This is a genomic window from Streptomyces sp. NPDC058284 (assembly GCF_042881135.1).
Lineage (GTDB): Bacteria > Actinomycetota > Actinomycetes > Streptomycetales > Streptomycetaceae > Streptomyces.
On the sequence record NZ_JBHVYE010000010.1, the window covers coordinates 123,006 to 137,348 of the forward strand.

The following is a 14,343-nucleotide window of genomic DNA, read 5'->3' on the forward strand; positions in this document are numbered from 1 at the left end:
CCGGTCGTCCGCGCGCCGTGGGATGGCGCCGGAGTCGGCGGTGGGGGGGGGGGGGCGGTGGGGGCCGGGCGGGGGCGGGGCCCGGCCGGCCCCCCCCCGCCCCGGTGACCCGTCAGTCCGTGTGTCCGTCAGTCCATCAGCCGCCAGGTGTCCAGCGCGATCCTGTGCGTCTTCGCGCCCTCGCCCGCGGGCCAGAAGTCCTCGCGCCAGGACAGCTGGATCGCGTACTCCGTACCGTCCTGGGCGATGTAGCTCTGGTCGATCGCGTGGATCGTGCGGTTCGCCTCGTCGGTGTACGTGTACTCCCAGATCGCGCCGTCCTGCCCCTGGAAGGTGTTGGTCTCGAGCCGGATGCGCTCGTAGTCCGACTTGTCGGGGGCCGCTCTGGTGTGCTTCTCGATGTTCGTGAAGTTCTCGTACGAGGTGTAGCGCGCGTCCGTCACGACGCCGACGAGGAACTCCTCACGTCCGGTCGGCCCCGCGTAGGTGATCTGGCCGGGACGCTCGGGGTTCACCGGCTGACGGGTCCAGCCCTCGGGCACCGCGAAGGAGAAGCCCTCCTGGTCGGTCACCCGCTCGGACCCGGCGGGGACCTCCGACTCGCCGGTCGTGCCGGGATCCGTGCTGTCGCTCGCCTCCGGGGTCGGCGAGGCCGCCGCGGTGGGAGCACCGCTCGGGCCGCTGCTCGGGGCACCGCTCGGCGCCTCGGACCGGCTGACCGAGGGCCTGTCGTCCTTGCCCGCGCCGTCCGTCTTGTCATCACTGTTGTCCTGCCAGAGCAGGATCCCGGCCGTCGCCCCACCGCCGATGACGAAGGCCACGGAGAGGGTGGCGATCCAGATCCCGGCCCGGCCACGGGGCTTGTCCCCGGGGGGCTGCTGCCCGAGCTGGAAGGCGTGGGCGCCCTGGGGTTGGGATTGGGGTTGGGGTTGGGGTTGGGGGTGCGGGTGGGCGTACGGGGGCGTGGGGGTCCCTGTCGGGGGCGTGCCGGGAGGGCCGGGCGCCGGTGGGGCGGAGACGCCGAGCGCCGTCTGGGTGGGGAGGTACGCGGCGGGGACGGCGTCGCCGGGTGCGGCGGGTTCCTCGGGCGATTCGGCGGGCGATTCGGCGGAGGCTCCGGCGGGGGCGTCGGCGGTCGGAGATACCGCGGGAGGCGCGGGAGTCGTGCCGACGGGTTCGCCGGTGGAGGGGCCGGCAGGCGTGCCCGGCATCGGCATCGGCATCGGCGGCGTACCGGGCGGCGCGTACGCCGGCGTGGCGGCCACCGCACTCCCCTGGCCCACCATCTGCAGCAGGTACGGCCCGAGCAGCGCGGCCGGGAAGATCCACAGCAGCCCGAACAGCAGCGTCTCGGGGATGTTGATCCCCAGCTCCACGCTGCCGTGCCCACTGCCTCCGGAGCCGCCGAGGCCCGAACCCCCGCCCGCCGCCTGGCCGGAGAGATCGACCTGGAGGCCGCTGAAACCGGCGAGCAGCAGCACGAGTCCGAAGAAGACGGCGGCTGCCAGCAGCGCCTCGCCGCGGCCCGCGCAGCGCCGCGCGGCGAACACGCCGAGGGCCAGCGCGCAGACCAGACCGAGGGCCAACGCGCCCACGACCGCCCAGTCGTTGGTGACGTCGCCCAGTTCGGAAAGGCCGAAGGACTTGGTCTCGTGCCCACTCCCGTACATCGAGCTGCTGCCGCTCACCGAAGCCTCCGCGCCGGCGCCCCAGCCGATGCCGAGCGCCGTGACCGCGAGGTTCGGCAGGACGAGCAGTGCGACCAGGAGCGGTGAGACGTTCGAGTTGTCGAGGTCGGTGAGGTCGCCCAGGTCGTCGATCTGGGTGAGGCTGATGAAGGCGACGACGGAGCAGAGCGCGATGACGACGGCGAGGGCGCGCAGCGCGGCGCCGGTGGCGCGCAGGACGGAGTGCGCGCCGGGACGCGCCGCCAGCCAGTGGGTGAGGCCGGGGCGGAGCAACACCGCGCAGGACACGGCCAGTCCGAGCAGCAGCGCGCCCAGCGCGGCGAGAACCGGGGACGAGGACAGCTCGATCCCCTCCAGCTCCGGCTGCGCGAAGAGGGCGAGCGCGAGGACGCCCGCCGTCACCAACAGCGCGACGCGGGCCGCGGCTTCGAGCCCCGCGGTGCCTCCGCCCTGGGCGAGCGCGCCCCGCCGCACCATGCGGTTGCGCAGCACGCGTACGCCGATGAAGAGGGCCAGGATCCACAGCGCGGTCACGGTGAGCGGGACGAGGTGCAGGGATGCCGCGCCTTCGGCAGCGGACCCCGAGGTGCTCGAAGCGTCCGAGCCGCCCAGGCCGAGGCCGTCGGTTCCGCCAAGGCCGCCGGTTCCGCCCAGGCCGTCGCTGCCGCCCAGGCCCTCCGTTCCGTCGAAGCCCGGCCGCTCCTCGCGGCCCGACAACTCGAAGCCGCCGCCGACCGATTGGAGCAGCATCGCGAGGGAGACCCGCATACGGTCCATGAAGCCGACGGCCGCGTCGTCACCCTGCCCGTACCTCGGGACGGCCAGCGCGGCGGCGCCGGTCAGCAGCAGCACGAGCGGCCACAGCGCGGCCTGCACGGACCCGGCCCAGTCCCCGCGGAACGTACGCCCGATGAAGGCTGCCACCGGTGAGGGGGCCGCGGGGGCGGGGGCGTGCGGGGGCGCGAGGGTGGGCGCGGGCGTGTGGGTGGGCGGCGGGGGCGGTGAAGCGGGCGCCGCGGCGGGGGTGGGCGGAGTCTTCGGCGGGGCCGGGTCCGACGGTTCCGAGGGTTTCGCGGACTCCAAGGGTTTCGTGGGCTCCGAGGGTTTCGTGGGCTCCGAGGGTTTCGTGGGCTCCGAGGCGTCCGGCAGACGCTCCTTGCCGCACTTCATACAGAAGCGGGCCTCTTCAGGAGCGGGAGCCCCGCAGTGTGGGCAGTACGACGCCATCGAATCGCTCCGTCAGTCCAGAAGTTCACCAGCAACAGGACCGACCCATAAGAACCACATAAGGTTGCGGCCGGGTCGTTACAACGGACACATCTTGCCCGGTGGCCGGTTCCCCCTGACGGGGGGTTCCTCGTTCTCGACTGAAGCGTTACGTGCGCTCAGGCCTGCTTGAAGCCTCGGTGCAGCGCCACGACGCCGCCCGTGAGGTTGCGCCAGGCCACCTTCGACCAGCCGGCGTCCGTCAGCCGTGCGGCGAGCGCGGGCTGGTCGGGCCAGCTGCGGATCGACTCGGCGAGATAGACGTACGCGTCCGGGTTCGAGGAGACGGCGCGGGCGACCGGGGGCAGCGCGCGCATCAGGTACTCCTCGTAGACCGTGCGGAACGGGCCCCATGTCGCGTGCGAGAACTCGCAGATCACGACCCGGCCGCCGGGCTTCGTCACGCGGTACAGCTCGCGCAGCGCGGTGTCCGTGTCCTGGATGTTGCGCAGCCCGAAGGAGATGGTGACCGCGTCGAAGGTGTCGTCCTTGAACGGCAGTTTCGTCCCGTCGCCCGCCGTGAACGGCATCCAGGGGTGGCGCTGCTTGCCGACGCGCAGCATGCCGAGGGAGAAGTCGCAGGGCACGACGTAGGCGCCGGCCTGGGCGAACGGCTGGGAGGAGGTCGCCGTGCCTGCGGCGAGGTCCAGGACCTTCTGCGCGGGGCGGGCGTCGACTGCCTTCGCGACCTCCTTGCGCCAGAGGCGGGCCTGGCCGAGGGAGAGCACGTCGTTGGTGAGGTCGTAGCGTTCTGCGACGTCGTCGAACATCGTGGCGACTTCGTGCGGCTGCTTGTCCAGGGTGGCTCGGGTCACCCTGCCATTGTGGCAGGCCGGTCTTCCCTCTTGGCGTCGGCCTCCTCCGCCTGCGGCGCGCTCTCTCGCCCGCGGCGGGCCGTCCTGGGGTGGGCGAGGACCTTGGGCGTCCGCGGGTCCGACCTGGTTGCTCGCGCAGTTCCCCGCGCCCCTTGAGCGGTCGGCCCCGCGCCCCTTAGGGGGCGTCCTCACGCCCCCCTAGCGGGCCCTGTACACCAAACGGCCCGCGATCACCGTTGCCACGCAGGTGTTCGGGCCTCGTCGCACCAGCTCGGCGCGGTCCTCGACGTCGAAGATCGCGAAGCGGGCCGGGGCTCCCGGCGTCAGGGGCGGGAGAAGGATCAACGGGGCCGGGGTGAGGGAGGGTGGGCCCGGGAGGCGGGGTGGGCGGGCGCCTACCGCCAGGGGGGCGCGGCGGACCGCGTCCAGGACCGGGCGGGCGCGGAGTTCACCGGCCACCGCCACCGTGCCGTGGGCCAGCAGGCGCTGGACGCCGCGTCGTGCGCTCGCGCCGAGGCGGGACGGGTCCGTGCGGAAGAGGGCCGCCGCCCGGTCGCCGGTGATGGGGGCCGTGCCCAGGCGGTCCGCCTCGCGGGGATCCGGGTGGTAGGTGGCCTCCAGGAGCTCGGGACCGTAGGGGTTGAGCAGGCCCGGCGTGAGGATGCCGGGCCAGCGTCGGACGCGGGCCGAGGGGTGGGCCTCGGCCAGCTCCTCGTACGGGCCGACGGCGGCGACGCTCGCCCCGTCGACCAGGACAGCCGCCTCGGGCGAGCGTTCGGCGGCGTGAAGTGTCAGCAAGGCGCGCTCAGTTCGTGGCGAGGAGCTTCAGCTCCGGGTGGGCCGTGCCGCCCTCGATCGCCGTGGACGAGATGTGCGAGGCCACGCGGTCGTCGACCGGGTCGTTCGCCGGGTCGTCGTGCACGACGAGGTGCTCGTACGTGGTGGCGCGCTGCGCCGGGACGCGGTCCGCCGTGCGGATCATCTCGATCATCTCGCGGAGGTTCGAGCGGTGCTTGGCACCGGCCGACGAGACGACGTTCTCCTCCAGCATCACCGAGCCGAGGTCGTCCGCGCCGTAGTGCAGCGTGAGCTGGCCCGCCTCCTTGCCGGTGGTCAGCCAGGAGCCCTGGATGTGGGCGACGTTGTCGAGGAAGATCCGCGCGATGGCGATCATGCGGATGTACTCGAAGATCGTCGCCTGGGTGCGGCCCTTGAGGTGGTTGTTCTCGGGCTGGTACGTGTACGGGATGAAGGCCCGGAAGCCTCCCGTCCGGTCCTGCACGTCGCGGATCATGCGCAGGTGCTCGATGCGCTCGGCGTTGGTCTCGCCGGTGCCCATGAGCATCGTGGAGGTGGACTCGACGCCGAGGTTGTGGGCCGTCTCCATGATCTCCAGCCAGCGCTCCCCCGACTCCTTGAGCGGGGCGATGGCCTTGCGGGGGCGCTCGGGGAGCAGCTCCGCGCCGGCGCCCGCGAAGGAGTCGAGACCCGCCGCGTTGATGCGCTGGATCGCCTCCTCCACCGACACCTTCGAGATGCGGGCCATGTGCTCAACCTCGGAGGCGCCGAGGGAGTGGATGACCAGCTGGGGGAAGTCCTTCTTGATCGCGGAGAAGTGCTTCTCGTAGTACTCGACGCCGTAGTCCGGGTGGTGGCCGCCCTGGAACATGATCTGGGTGCCGCCCAGCTCGACGGTCTCCGCGCAGCGGCGCAGGATGTCGTCGAGGTCGCGGCTCCAGCCCTTCTTGGTGTCCTTCGGGGCGGCGTAGAAGGCGCAGAACTTGCACGCCGTCACGCAGACGTTCGTGTAGTTGATGTTGCGCTCGATGATGTACGTCGCGATGTGCTCCGTACCCGCGTACCGCCGGCGGCGGATGGCGTCGGCGGCGGCGCCGAGCGCGTGCAGCGGGGCGTCGCGGTAGAGGTCGAGCGCCTCTTCGGGGGTGATCCGCCCACCTGCGGCGGCACGGTCGAGGACGGACTGAAGGTCGGCCTTCTCGGTCACCGGGGCGTCCCTTTCGTAAGGGTTGTGGACGGGCTGCAAGCCAGCGTACGCCAGCGTCATCGGCCGCCCGACGTGGGCTCGAGCAGCACGTCCGGCGTGGGCTCAAGCCGCGTAGCCGCCGATGAGCAGCCCCACGAATGCCCCCGAGATCAGGAACGGGCCGAACGGAATCGCCGTCTTCCGTCCGGCACGGCGGGCGATGACGAGACCCGCCCCGTACAGCGCGGCCAGCAGGAACCCGGCGAAGGTCCCGAGCAGCAGCACGCCCCACCCGTACCAGCCGAGCACGGCCCCCAGGGCGAGCGCCAGCTTCACGTCACCGAAGCCCATGCCGTTGGGGTTGATCAGGAAGAGCACGAAGTACGCGCCCGCCAGCGCGAGCGCCCCGTAGAGCGCCCCTGACCAGGAGCCGCCCTGCTCCGGCAGGAGCGTGACGGCCCCGAGCAGGCCGAGCGCGGCCCCCGCGAGCGGCAGTGTGAGCACGTCCGGCAGCCGGTGCACGGTGAAGTCCACGACGGCGAGCAGCACGCCGAAGGGCGCGAGCAGGAGCCAGGCGCCCAGTTCGGGCCGGGTGCCGGTGGTCGCGGCGATGGCGGCGCAGACGACGGCGGTGGTGAGCGCGACGCCCGCCGTCCCGGGGCCGTACCACTCGCCCCGCGGGCCCCGCGCGAGCCCGACCCACGAGGTGAGGGGCTGCCCCGCGGGGCTCTCGCCGCGCCACTCCTCCTCGGGCGGCACGGACAGCCGGTAGGCCGCGCGCGGCACGAAGAGCCCGGCGAGGGCGCCCCAGAGGGCGCCGCCGATGACGAGGGTCAGCTCCAAGGAACTCCGTCTCCCTGGTGGTGGTCGGGGGGGGTGCCGGTGGAATCTACGGGACCAGCGGGATCCGCGGGAGCAATGGGACCGGTGGGACGGCGGCTCGTACGGGTCGTACGGGTCGTACGGGTCGTACGGGTCGTACGGGTCGGGTCGTGCGAGCCGTACCGTCACCGCCCCACCCGACCCGCACCCGACATCACCCCGTCGCCGTCAGCCCCGTCCGCCACGTCGGCAGCAGCTCGTCCAGCAGCGCCTCGGTCCTGGGCGGCAGACCCCGCGCCCCGCTCCGCGCGACGAGGTCCGCGGCGACCTGCTGGAGCCGCGCCGGGTCCTCCGTCGCGTGCGTGGCGCGGAGCAGCTCGTTCCAGAGCCGCTCGTCGCCCGGCGCGGAGCCGAGCGCCGCGTTCAGCGCCTCGATGGCCTTCTCCGCCCGCCCCTTCTCCAGGTGGAACTCGGAGAGCGCGAGGCCGATGTCGGCGACGAGCAGCGGCAGCTGGGCGTCGATGATCTCGTGCGTGAGCCAGCCGTACCGCCCCCGGGTCCGGTCGGCGAGCAGCGGGCCGCGCACCAGGACCAGCGCGTCGGTGAGCATCCGCCCGCGCACCGCGCGGTTGCCCGCGCCGCGCCCCTGCGTGGCCTCGTGGTAGAGCGAGCGCAGCACGTCCAGGTCGGACACGACGGACTTGGCGAGCGTGAGCCGCCCGGTCCGGTCGACGCGGAGCCGGGGCGAGCCGTCGGGGTCGGTGCCGAGCCACTCGCGCAGCCGGTCGATGAGCGCGTCGCGCACGTCGTCGGTGACGCCGCGCGGCCAGAGCGCGGAGGCGAGCACCCGGGGGTGCACCCCCTCGCGGTGCAGGAGCAGCAGGGCCAGCGCCTCGTGCAGCAGCGCGCTGCGCTCACCGTCCGGGGCTTCGAGGCCGATGATCTCGTACGTACCGACGAGGCGGGCGTAGACCGCGGGCCTGCCCTGCTCGGTGACGTCGACGAGGAACGGCGGAGCGGCGCCCGCGGGGCCGTCGTCGGGGCCCGTGGGGCTGCCGGAGCCCTCCGGGTCGGCCTCCGTGAACAGCTGGACGACGGCCCGCTGCTGGGCCTCGGGCAGCGACTGCGCGGCCAGTTCGAGTCCGAGCAGCGGCGCGAGCAGCTTGCCGTCCCGGGTGATCTCCATCTCCCAGGCGGCGCCGGGCAGGTCGCCCGACTCAGTGCCGACCAGGTATCCGATGCCCAACCGCCCGGCATCGGCCGCGAGTTCCGCGAGCTTGACGGCGTCATCCGCGCTCGGTTCGGCGGCGAGCAGCACGAGGTGCGGGGCCCAACGGGTGTGCTGGGCGGGCCCGGTGCGACCGGTGAGCACGGAGTCGTGCCCGGCGGCGCCGAGCGCGCCGCGCCGCTGCCGCGTCTCGGCCTCCATGGTCTCGATGAGCGCCTCGACGTCCTCCAGGTGCCGCAGCCGGTTGGGCGCGAGCGGGGTGAGGTCCTGGCCGAAGCCGACGAGGGTGATGGTCATCCGGTCCGACCAGCCGTTGGTGGCGAGTTCGGCGGCGACCGAGGCGAAGACGGCGGCGCGGTCGGCCGCGCTGCCGCTCAGCGAGACGATGCCCGGCACGGCCTCCAGGTTGAGGAGCAGCCGCGAGTCGTCCAGGGTGCCCAGGCTGACGAGGCCGGGGTAGGGCGCGGCGGTGTCCACGTCCCCGTACCGCTCGGCGTCGGCGCGCGACAGCATCCAGAACGTCTGGTCCTGCCCCAACTGCCAGGGCGCGGGCGGTCGTCCGGCGGGCTGGGCCAGCTGCAGGTGCAGGTCGCCGTTGCTCAGCCAGGCCGCGTACACGGTCGGCAGGGCGCGGTTCTCCTCGGCGAGCGACGCGGCGAGCCCGCGCAGCGACAGATCGAGCAGGCGTACGCCCTCGGGGTCGGCGCCCACGAGGAGCGCGTCCTGCACGTCGGCGGCGGCCCCGGACGGCGTCGGCGGCTGCATGCCGCCGCGTCCGCCGACGGCGCCCATGGCCGACTGCCACAGGGCGTGCCGGCGCCGGCGGCCGAGCGCGCCGAGCAGCCCGGCGGCGAGGAGGGGCGCGCCGAGGAGCGCCTCGGGGAGCCCGAAGTCGAAGCCGTCGGATTCGCTGCCGGTGGCGGCGGGGGTTTCGGCGGCGGGGGCGTCCGGGGTGGTGGGGGCCTGGGCGTCCGGGGCCTGCGGCATGGCGGGCTTCTCGGGGGCGCCGGGGCGCTGTTCGGGCAGGACGATGTGCGCGGTGTCGTGGTCGACGGAGCTGCCACCGCCGTGGGCGCCGCTCCCCTGCTCGCCCCCGGCCTGCCCCTGACCCTGCCCGGTCTTGGAGTAGTCGGAGATCTGCTCCTTGACGTCCTCGGAGACCTTGGGCGCCTCGTCGGGCATCTCGACGAGCTCGCCGCCGTGCGCGTCCGCGGGCATCTCCATGATCCAGCCGGGCCGGATCAGGCTGGCCTCGGAGAGCTTCGAACCGTCGGGCTGCTCACGGTCCTTGTTGAGCTGGTAGATCTCCTTGTACCGGCGGCCGTCGCCCAGGTGGCGTTCCGCGACCTCCCACAGGGAGTCGTGGTGGCGCCCCTCGGGGGGCTGGATCCGGTAGTACTTCGTGTCCCCGGCTTTGGCGCCGCTGCCACCACCGGCGTGCGCGGCGGCCTGGTCGGCCTGCACGGCCAGCGCGTCGGCGGCCATCGCGGCCTGCTGCTGCTCCTGCCCGAAGAGGCCGGGCGTCTGCTGGGCGGACGCCGCGGACGCGGGCTTCTGGTTCCCCTCCAACGACTGCCCGAACTGCGAGAGCCCCGGCGCGAAGCTGGCTGCGGTCGCGCCGACGAGCAGCACGGCGGCGACGAGCTGACGCGCGAGCATCTGGCTGCCGCCGGCCCCCGGCACCCGGCCCGGAATCCCGACGCCGGAGAGCGCGGCCTTTATCTCGACGAGCACACAGGCGGTGAACTGCGCCCAGGCGAACCAGACGACGACAGTCAGCACATTGATGAACGTGCTGACGGTGATCTCCTGCTGCAGCCAGCTCAGCGAGGGCGCGCCACCCGGCAACGGCCAGCCCACGAAGACGACGAGGGCTCCGGGCACACCGACGAGGAGCACGGCCAGCGCGACGAAGGCGAAGAAGGCCTTGACGAAGTCCCCGAGACTGCGCCGGCGCCGCGGCAACGGCTGCGGCGTACGGTTCCGCGGGGCCTGCGGGTTCGGCGGGCTCGTCGAGCGTGAAGTGGTGCGCGCCATGGCGGGTGTCCTGGTGTCCTGTGGGAAGGAGTGGATGGGAAGAGGGAGCCGGGTGAGCCTATCGGTGTGATGGTACGGAAGGGGCCGCTGGTCAAACAGAGCCGGACACCGGTGGTTCTCACGCACGGGGATGATTTCATGGCAGCCGAACTTGATCCCGGCGTGTGGCACTGAGCACGCTGGGCTGCGACCGCGTGGGCAGCAGGAGTTGCCGAGGGGGGCACGAAAACACCATGGGCGCCAAAGGCAAGAGCGACCTCTCCATCCCACTCACCGACCTGGAGGACTACGGCAGTCGACTGCGTTCCATCAAGGACCGCATGAACCGCACGAAGAAGACCTTCGAGTCCTACGAGGACGACCTGGGCGACAGCCGCGTCTACGACGCGCTGGACGACTTCGAGTCCAACTGGGAGGACGGCCGCGAGGACATCGGCCAGCAGCTTGACCAGCTCGCGGCCCTCTCCGACGCGGTCGTACGCGAGTTCAAGAAGCTGGAGGACGACCTCACCAAGAAGGTGAACGACGCGGTGAAGGTCAACGAGAAGGGCGGGGGCAAGGACGGCGGGAAGGGGGGCAAGTAGTCGGGGGCGCGGGCAGGGTGGCGGACGGGCACGGGCCCCCTCACCCCACCTCGTTCTCCGCCGTGGCCCTCCCCCTCACCGTCACGTCGCCGCCGTAGAACAGCCCCGTGAACACCGGGCTGTACGTCATCTGGACCTCGACCTCGACGCGCTGCGGGTTCGCGGTCACGCAGTGCGTGTTGGTGATGTCGGCGCCCTTGAGCCCGGCTTCCGCGACGAAGTCCTTGACCCGGGCGCCGCAGTTCTCGAAGTTGATGGGCGCGCCCTTCGCGCCGTCGTAGATGTCCTCGAGTTCCAGGTCCTGCGCGGCGTAGCGCGCGGCCTGCTCCGCGATGTCCGCGGCGCGCTCCCGCTTGGAGATGGAGAGCCCGCCGTCGATGACGAACGCCGAGAGCGCGAGGAAGACGAGGGCGAAGATGATGACCGCACCGGCGCCCGAGCCCCGGTCGTCGAGGCGCGCGCGGCGGGACGCGAGCCAATCGCGTACGAGCCAATCGCGTACGAGCCAATCGCGTACGAGCCAATCGCGCACGGAAGCGCGCCGCGTCACGCCGACCTCCGGTACGGGTCCAGGGGCGAGCTGAAGGACGCCTCGAGGGTCGTCTTGATGTCGAGGCCGAGCATGGCCAGGCCCCGCACCTCGCAGCTGACCTCGACCGTGAAGAACGGGTCGACCTTCTCGTCGAAGCCGTCGCTCTTCTGGACCACCGAGACCGGGCCCGAGCAGACGTCGGCCAGGTCCGCCCGCGCGGCCTTGCGCGCCTCGGACATCGCCGTGCCGTGCTCCTTCTGGATCGAACCCGCTCGCGCCGCGTCCCGCGCCGCCCCGTCGATGGCGCCGCGGCCGTCGACGAGCTGGCCGAAGGCCACGAGGACGAGGATGAAGAGGATCATCACCGGGGCGAGGATCACCACTTCGACGGTGGACAGTCCCCGGTCGTCGTGCCCGCGGAGACGGAGACGGAGACGGGAGAGGGACGCGCGGCGGGACATGGCCGCCGCACGGGGCGTTCGCGCCCGTCTGCCGGTGTCGGCCCCGGGCTCCCCGCCCCCGGCCCCGCCCCCTACGTACCGACGCATCAGCCGTTCTCCTCCACGAACCGTTCCACCGGCCCCGACGACCGTGCGTGCACGGTCAGGTCGAGGCCCGGGAACACCGCGGGGACCCGCGCCTCGATCTCCACGCCGACCGTGTTCTGCTCAGGCTGGATCGTCTTCACGTCCGGGCCGAGCACCAGCTTCGGGCCGAGTTGGCGGATGTACGCGTCGGCCACGTCACGCGCCTCGCCCCGCCAGCCGCCCGCGTTCTCGTCGGCGGTGGCCCGCGCCTTGCGGGCGCCCGCCTGGGCGGCGGCCTGGGCGACATGGTCCGCGAAGAAGTACAGCGCGAACTGCACCGTCGCGAAGATCATGAAGAAGAGCACCGGGGTGAGCAGCACGAACTCGATCGCGGTCATGCCGGACTCGCCGCGGGTGGAGGCGGCCTCCACCCTGCGGCGTACGAACCCACGCAGTCCGCGCAGTCCCCTCACCCCGTCACCTTTCACGATGTCGTCAAAAGCCGGTCGCCGACAGCCAGTCGCCAGCAGCCGGTCACCGACAGCCGGTCGTCCTCGTCAGCCGCACCCAAGCCGGCTCAGCAGGTGCCGCTCGCCTCCGCGCCCTCGATGCAGTCGCTGACCTTCTCCGCGCCGCCCTTCAGCGCGGCGTTGATCACCGCTGCCACGACCCCCACGATCGCCACGACGACCGCCGAGATGATGACCCACTCCACCGCGGACGCGCCACGGTCGAGCTCGCCGGAGCGGGCGCGCTCGACGCGGCCCTTCAGGAAGGTCACGAGGAAGTCGACAGCCGGGTGGCTGAAGTTCCGTCCGTTCATGATGAGTTGTCCTCTCGGTTTGGTGGGGGGATGGGTACCGGGCCCCGTTGTCGCCGGCACCGTCGTCGTGGGGTCGCTAGACCTGGAACACGCGCATCGCCGCCGGGAAGATGAGGAAGACCAGGAAGCCCGCGCACAGCAGCAACTGCGCGACCAGCATCGACTGGGACTTCTCGCCCGCACTGCCCTCGATCTCGGACAGTTCGCGGTGCCGCATCGTCTCCGCGCGGGAGGCCAGCGACTCGCGCACCTTCGCGCCGTCGTCCGCCACCAGCGCCAGGGACGCCGACAGGTCCTTCAGCTCTTCCACGCCCAGTTCCTCGCCGAGCGAGCCGAGTGCCTGCCACTGGCTGACGCCGGTGATGCGGGCGTCGGCCAGCGCGCTTCGGATGCGTTGCGTCGCCCATCCGTCGGAGACCTCCGCCGCCGCCATGAGCGCCTCGGGCAGGCCTCGGCCGCCCGCGAGGCTCATCGACACCAGGTCCAGATAGGCGCCGATGACACGGCGCAGGTCGCGCCGCTTATCCGCCGCGTCCCTGCGTACTTCCAGGTCGGGCAGGAAGAAGAAGAGCGCGCCGAACATCAGCGCGAGCCAGACCGGGATGATCGGGCTCCTGCCGAAGCCGAGCTGGTAGATGATGACGAAGAGGAACGGGCCGAAGAACAGGCCGGCCGCGGCCAGCAGCACCTTCGTCGCGAGGAACTTCTCCCAGCTGCGGTCGAGCACCGCCAGGTCGGCCCTGAGCGAGCGCTGCTCCCACCCCTGCTGGAGGTAGAACTCGGAGACCCGCGCGCCCACCCGGGACCGCAGCGACCCGATGCGCCCCGGCTTCTCCGTGTCCGACGTCGCCCGGTGCGACTCGTACGCCGCGCCGCGCGCCCGCATCGCGTCGATGCGCGCGACCGTCGCGACGGCGCTGCGCTTGGACGGCATCAGGGCGCGTACGAGGGCGAAGATGCCGAGGCCGAGGACCGCGCCGATCAGTACCGGCATGGTCAGGTTCATCGACGTACCCCCTCGGACGGGTTGGTGTAGCCGGGCAGGCCCTGCTGGGCCGAGCCCGGCCGCCCGAATTGCGGTGCCTGCGCCGGGTCCCCGGCCGCCGGCGCGCCGCCGGGGCCACGGGGACGTACGAACTGCACGCCCGGCTCGTCCCTGACCAGGAAGCGGTCCGGCGTCTCCACCGTCGACAGCTTCCGCAGCCACCAGAAGCCGAGCGCGAACAGGGCGCAGACCATGGCGAGGACGAGTTGGCCGACGGGCGTGCCGTACGGCTCGACGAACTCGCGGTTGAAGACGGACAGGCCGAGGACGAAGGCCACGGAGACCGCCACCACGATCTGCACCGAGCGGCGGGTGGATGCGCGCTGTGCCATGACGCGCTGGCGCATGTCGACCTCCTCGCGCGCGGACTTGGCGAGCGCGCCGAGGACCTGGCGCAGGCCGGGGCCGCGCAGCTTGGCGTTGAGGATGAGTGCCGCGACGATGATGTCCGCCGAGGCGTCGTCGATCTCGTCGGCGAGGATCTGCAGGGCCTCGGGGAGCGGGGTGCGGGCGCGCAGGCGGTCCACCAGGGCGTCGAGGTGGGGGCGGAGCACCGGGGCGGCCGCGCGGGCCGAGGCCGGGATCGCCTGTTCGAGGCCGACCGCGCCCGCGATGGTGTCGCGCAGCGATTCCGTCCAGGCGGCGAGGGCCTCGACGCGCTTCATCTGCGCCCGTTCCTCGGCGGCGCCGCCGAAGAGCTTGTCCCAGAAGAAGACGAGGATGCCGGAGGCGAGGCCCGCGACCGCCCAGCGGGTGAGGAGCAGGACGACGAGGCCGACGCCGATGGCCGCCGAGCCGCGCCGGCCGACGAAGCGGATCAGTTCGCTCGCGCGCTCGCTCGCCCTGTGCTTCTCGTGCGCGGGCTTGGCGGGCAGGCCGCGGATCGCCACGGCGAGCAGCGCGAGACCGCCGCCCGCGGCCACACCGCAGCCCAGTGCGTACAGGACGGGCAGCGAGAAGACGCCGCCCATGGAGTCGAGGCCGCCCGCGGC

At 72.7% G+C, this 14,343-nt stretch carries 13 protein-coding genes and 1 pseudogene; 1 reads left to right on the forward strand and 13 read right to left on the reverse strand.

Annotation, left to right across the window (positions count from 1 at the left end; all coding sequences use genetic code 11):
• Nucleotides 1–128: 128 nt before the first annotated feature.
• From ACFVYR_RS16610 to ACFVYR_RS16640, 7 genes and pseudogenes are all read right to left on the reverse strand, one after another.
• Nucleotides 129–2,612: a hypothetical protein gene (locus ACFVYR_RS16610; RefSeq protein ID WP_384250786.1), complete on the reverse strand. Its 2,484-nt coding sequence runs from the start codon at nucleotides 2,610–2,612 to the stop codon at nucleotides 129–131.
• A gap of 234 nt (nucleotides 2,613–2,846) precedes the next feature.
• Nucleotides 2,847–2,915, reverse strand: a pseudogene (locus ACFVYR_RS16615) (zinc-ribbon domain-containing protein); the annotation flags it as partial.
• Between the two features lie 158 nt (nucleotides 2,916–3,073).
• On the reverse strand, nucleotides 3,074–3,769 hold the full coding sequence (locus ACFVYR_RS16620; protein WP_384250626.1) for a demethylmenaquinone methyltransferase: 696 nt from the start codon (nucleotides 3,767–3,769) through the stop codon (nucleotides 3,074–3,076).
• A 198-nt stretch (nucleotides 3,770–3,967) separates the two neighbouring features.
• Nucleotides 3,968–4,567 (reverse strand): hypothetical protein, encoded by a 600-nt coding sequence (locus ACFVYR_RS16625; RefSeq protein ID WP_384250628.1) that lies wholly within the window; start codon nucleotides 4,565–4,567, stop codon nucleotides 3,968–3,970.
• A gap of 7 nt (nucleotides 4,568–4,574) precedes the next feature.
• Nucleotides 4,575–5,774: a cyclic dehypoxanthinyl futalosine synthase gene (gene mqnC, locus ACFVYR_RS16630; RefSeq protein ID WP_384250630.1), complete on the reverse strand. Its 1,200-nt coding sequence runs from the start codon at nucleotides 5,772–5,774 to the stop codon at nucleotides 4,575–4,577.
• Between the two features lie 102 nt (nucleotides 5,775–5,876).
• Nucleotides 5,877–6,596 carry a prepilin peptidase gene (locus tag ACFVYR_RS16635; protein ID WP_384250633.1) on the reverse strand — a complete coding sequence of 240 codons (720 nt, stop codon included), beginning with the start codon at nucleotides 6,594–6,596 and terminating at the stop codon, nucleotides 5,877–5,879.
• A 193-nt stretch (nucleotides 6,597–6,789) separates the two neighbouring features.
• Nucleotides 6,790–9,840, reverse strand: coding sequence for a BTAD domain-containing putative transcriptional regulator (locus tag ACFVYR_RS16640; protein WP_384250635.1), 3,051 nt, complete (start codon nucleotides 9,838–9,840; stop codon nucleotides 6,790–6,792).
• A 233-nt stretch (nucleotides 9,841–10,073) separates the two neighbouring features.
• Here ACFVYR_RS16640 and ACFVYR_RS16645 point away from each other — a divergent pair, with 233 nt between their 5' ends.
• Nucleotides 10,074–10,424: a hypothetical protein gene (locus ACFVYR_RS16645; RefSeq protein WP_384250638.1), complete on the forward strand. Its 351-nt coding sequence runs from the start codon at nucleotides 10,074–10,076 to the stop codon at nucleotides 10,422–10,424.
• Nucleotides 10,425–10,464: 40 nt separating this feature from the next.
• On the opposite strand, the gene ACFVYR_RS16650 is transcribed toward ACFVYR_RS16645, so the two are convergent.
• The 6 genes from ACFVYR_RS16650 to ACFVYR_RS16675 form a co-directional block, all read right to left on the reverse strand.
• The gene (locus ACFVYR_RS16650) at nucleotides 10,465–10,956 is read right to left on the reverse strand and encodes a TadE/TadG family type IV pilus assembly protein (protein WP_384250775.1); all 492 of its coding nucleotides are present in this window, start codon (nucleotides 10,954–10,956) and stop codon (nucleotides 10,465–10,467) included.
• Between the two features lie 14 nt (nucleotides 10,957–10,970).
• Nucleotides 10,971–11,417 carry a TadE/TadG family type IV pilus assembly protein gene (locus ACFVYR_RS16655; protein ID WP_384250777.1) on the reverse strand — a complete coding sequence of 149 codons (447 nt, stop codon included), beginning with the start codon at nucleotides 11,415–11,417 and terminating at the stop codon, nucleotides 10,971–10,973.
• An 86-nt stretch (nucleotides 11,418–11,503) separates the two neighbouring features.
• Nucleotides 11,504–11,881, reverse strand: coding sequence for a TadE family protein (locus ACFVYR_RS16660; RefSeq protein ID WP_384250780.1), 378 nt, complete (start codon nucleotides 11,879–11,881; stop codon nucleotides 11,504–11,506).
• A gap of 179 nt (nucleotides 11,882–12,060) precedes the next feature.
• A complete protein-coding gene (locus ACFVYR_RS16665; RefSeq protein ID WP_384250641.1) occupies nucleotides 12,061–12,306 on the reverse strand; it encodes a hypothetical protein in 246 nt (81 codons plus the stop codon).
• A gap of 76 nt (nucleotides 12,307–12,382) precedes the next feature.
• Nucleotides 12,383–13,312 carry a type II secretion system F family protein gene (locus ACFVYR_RS16670; RefSeq protein ID WP_384250643.1) on the reverse strand — a complete coding sequence of 310 codons (930 nt, stop codon included), beginning with the start codon at nucleotides 13,310–13,312 and terminating at the stop codon, nucleotides 12,383–12,385.
• Nucleotides 13,309–14,322, reverse strand: a complete 1,014-nt coding sequence (locus ACFVYR_RS16675; protein ID WP_384250782.1) for a type II secretion system F family protein — start codon at nucleotides 14,320–14,322, stop codon at nucleotides 13,309–13,311. Before ACFVYR_RS16675 ends, ACFVYR_RS16670 begins: the two co-directional genes overlap by 4 nt.
• Nucleotides 14,323–14,343: the final 21 nt, after the last annotated feature.

What these genes read in the sequence shown, in the direction of transcription:
- ACFVYR_RS16640 (WP_384250635.1), bottom strand. Translation starts at nt 9,840, where the DNA reads ATGGCGCGCACCACTTCACGCTCGACGAGCCCGCCGAACCCGCAGGCC.
- ACFVYR_RS16645 (WP_384250638.1), top strand. Translation starts at nt 10,074, where the DNA reads ATGGGCGCCAAAGGCAAGAGCGACCTCTCCATCCCACTCACCGACCTG.
- ACFVYR_RS16655 (WP_384250777.1), bottom strand. Translation starts at nt 11,417, where the DNA reads ATGTCCCGCCGCGCGTCCCTCTCCCGTCTCCGTCTCCGTCTCCGCGGG.
- ACFVYR_RS16660 (WP_384250780.1), bottom strand. Translation starts at nt 11,881, where the DNA reads ATGACCGCGATCGAGTTCGTGCTGCTCACCCCGGTGCTCTTCTTCATG.
- ACFVYR_RS16665 (WP_384250641.1), bottom strand. Translation starts at nt 12,306, where the DNA reads ATGAACGGACGGAACTTCAGCCACCCGGCTGTCGACTTCCTCGTGACC.
- ACFVYR_RS16670 (WP_384250643.1), bottom strand. Translation starts at nt 13,312, where the DNA reads ATGAACCTGACCATGCCGGTACTGATCGGCGCGGTCCTCGGCCTCGGC.
- ACFVYR_RS16675 (WP_384250782.1), bottom strand. Translation starts at nt 14,322, where the DNA reads ATGGGCGGCGTCTTCTCGCTGCCCGTCCTGTACGCACTGGGCTGCGGT.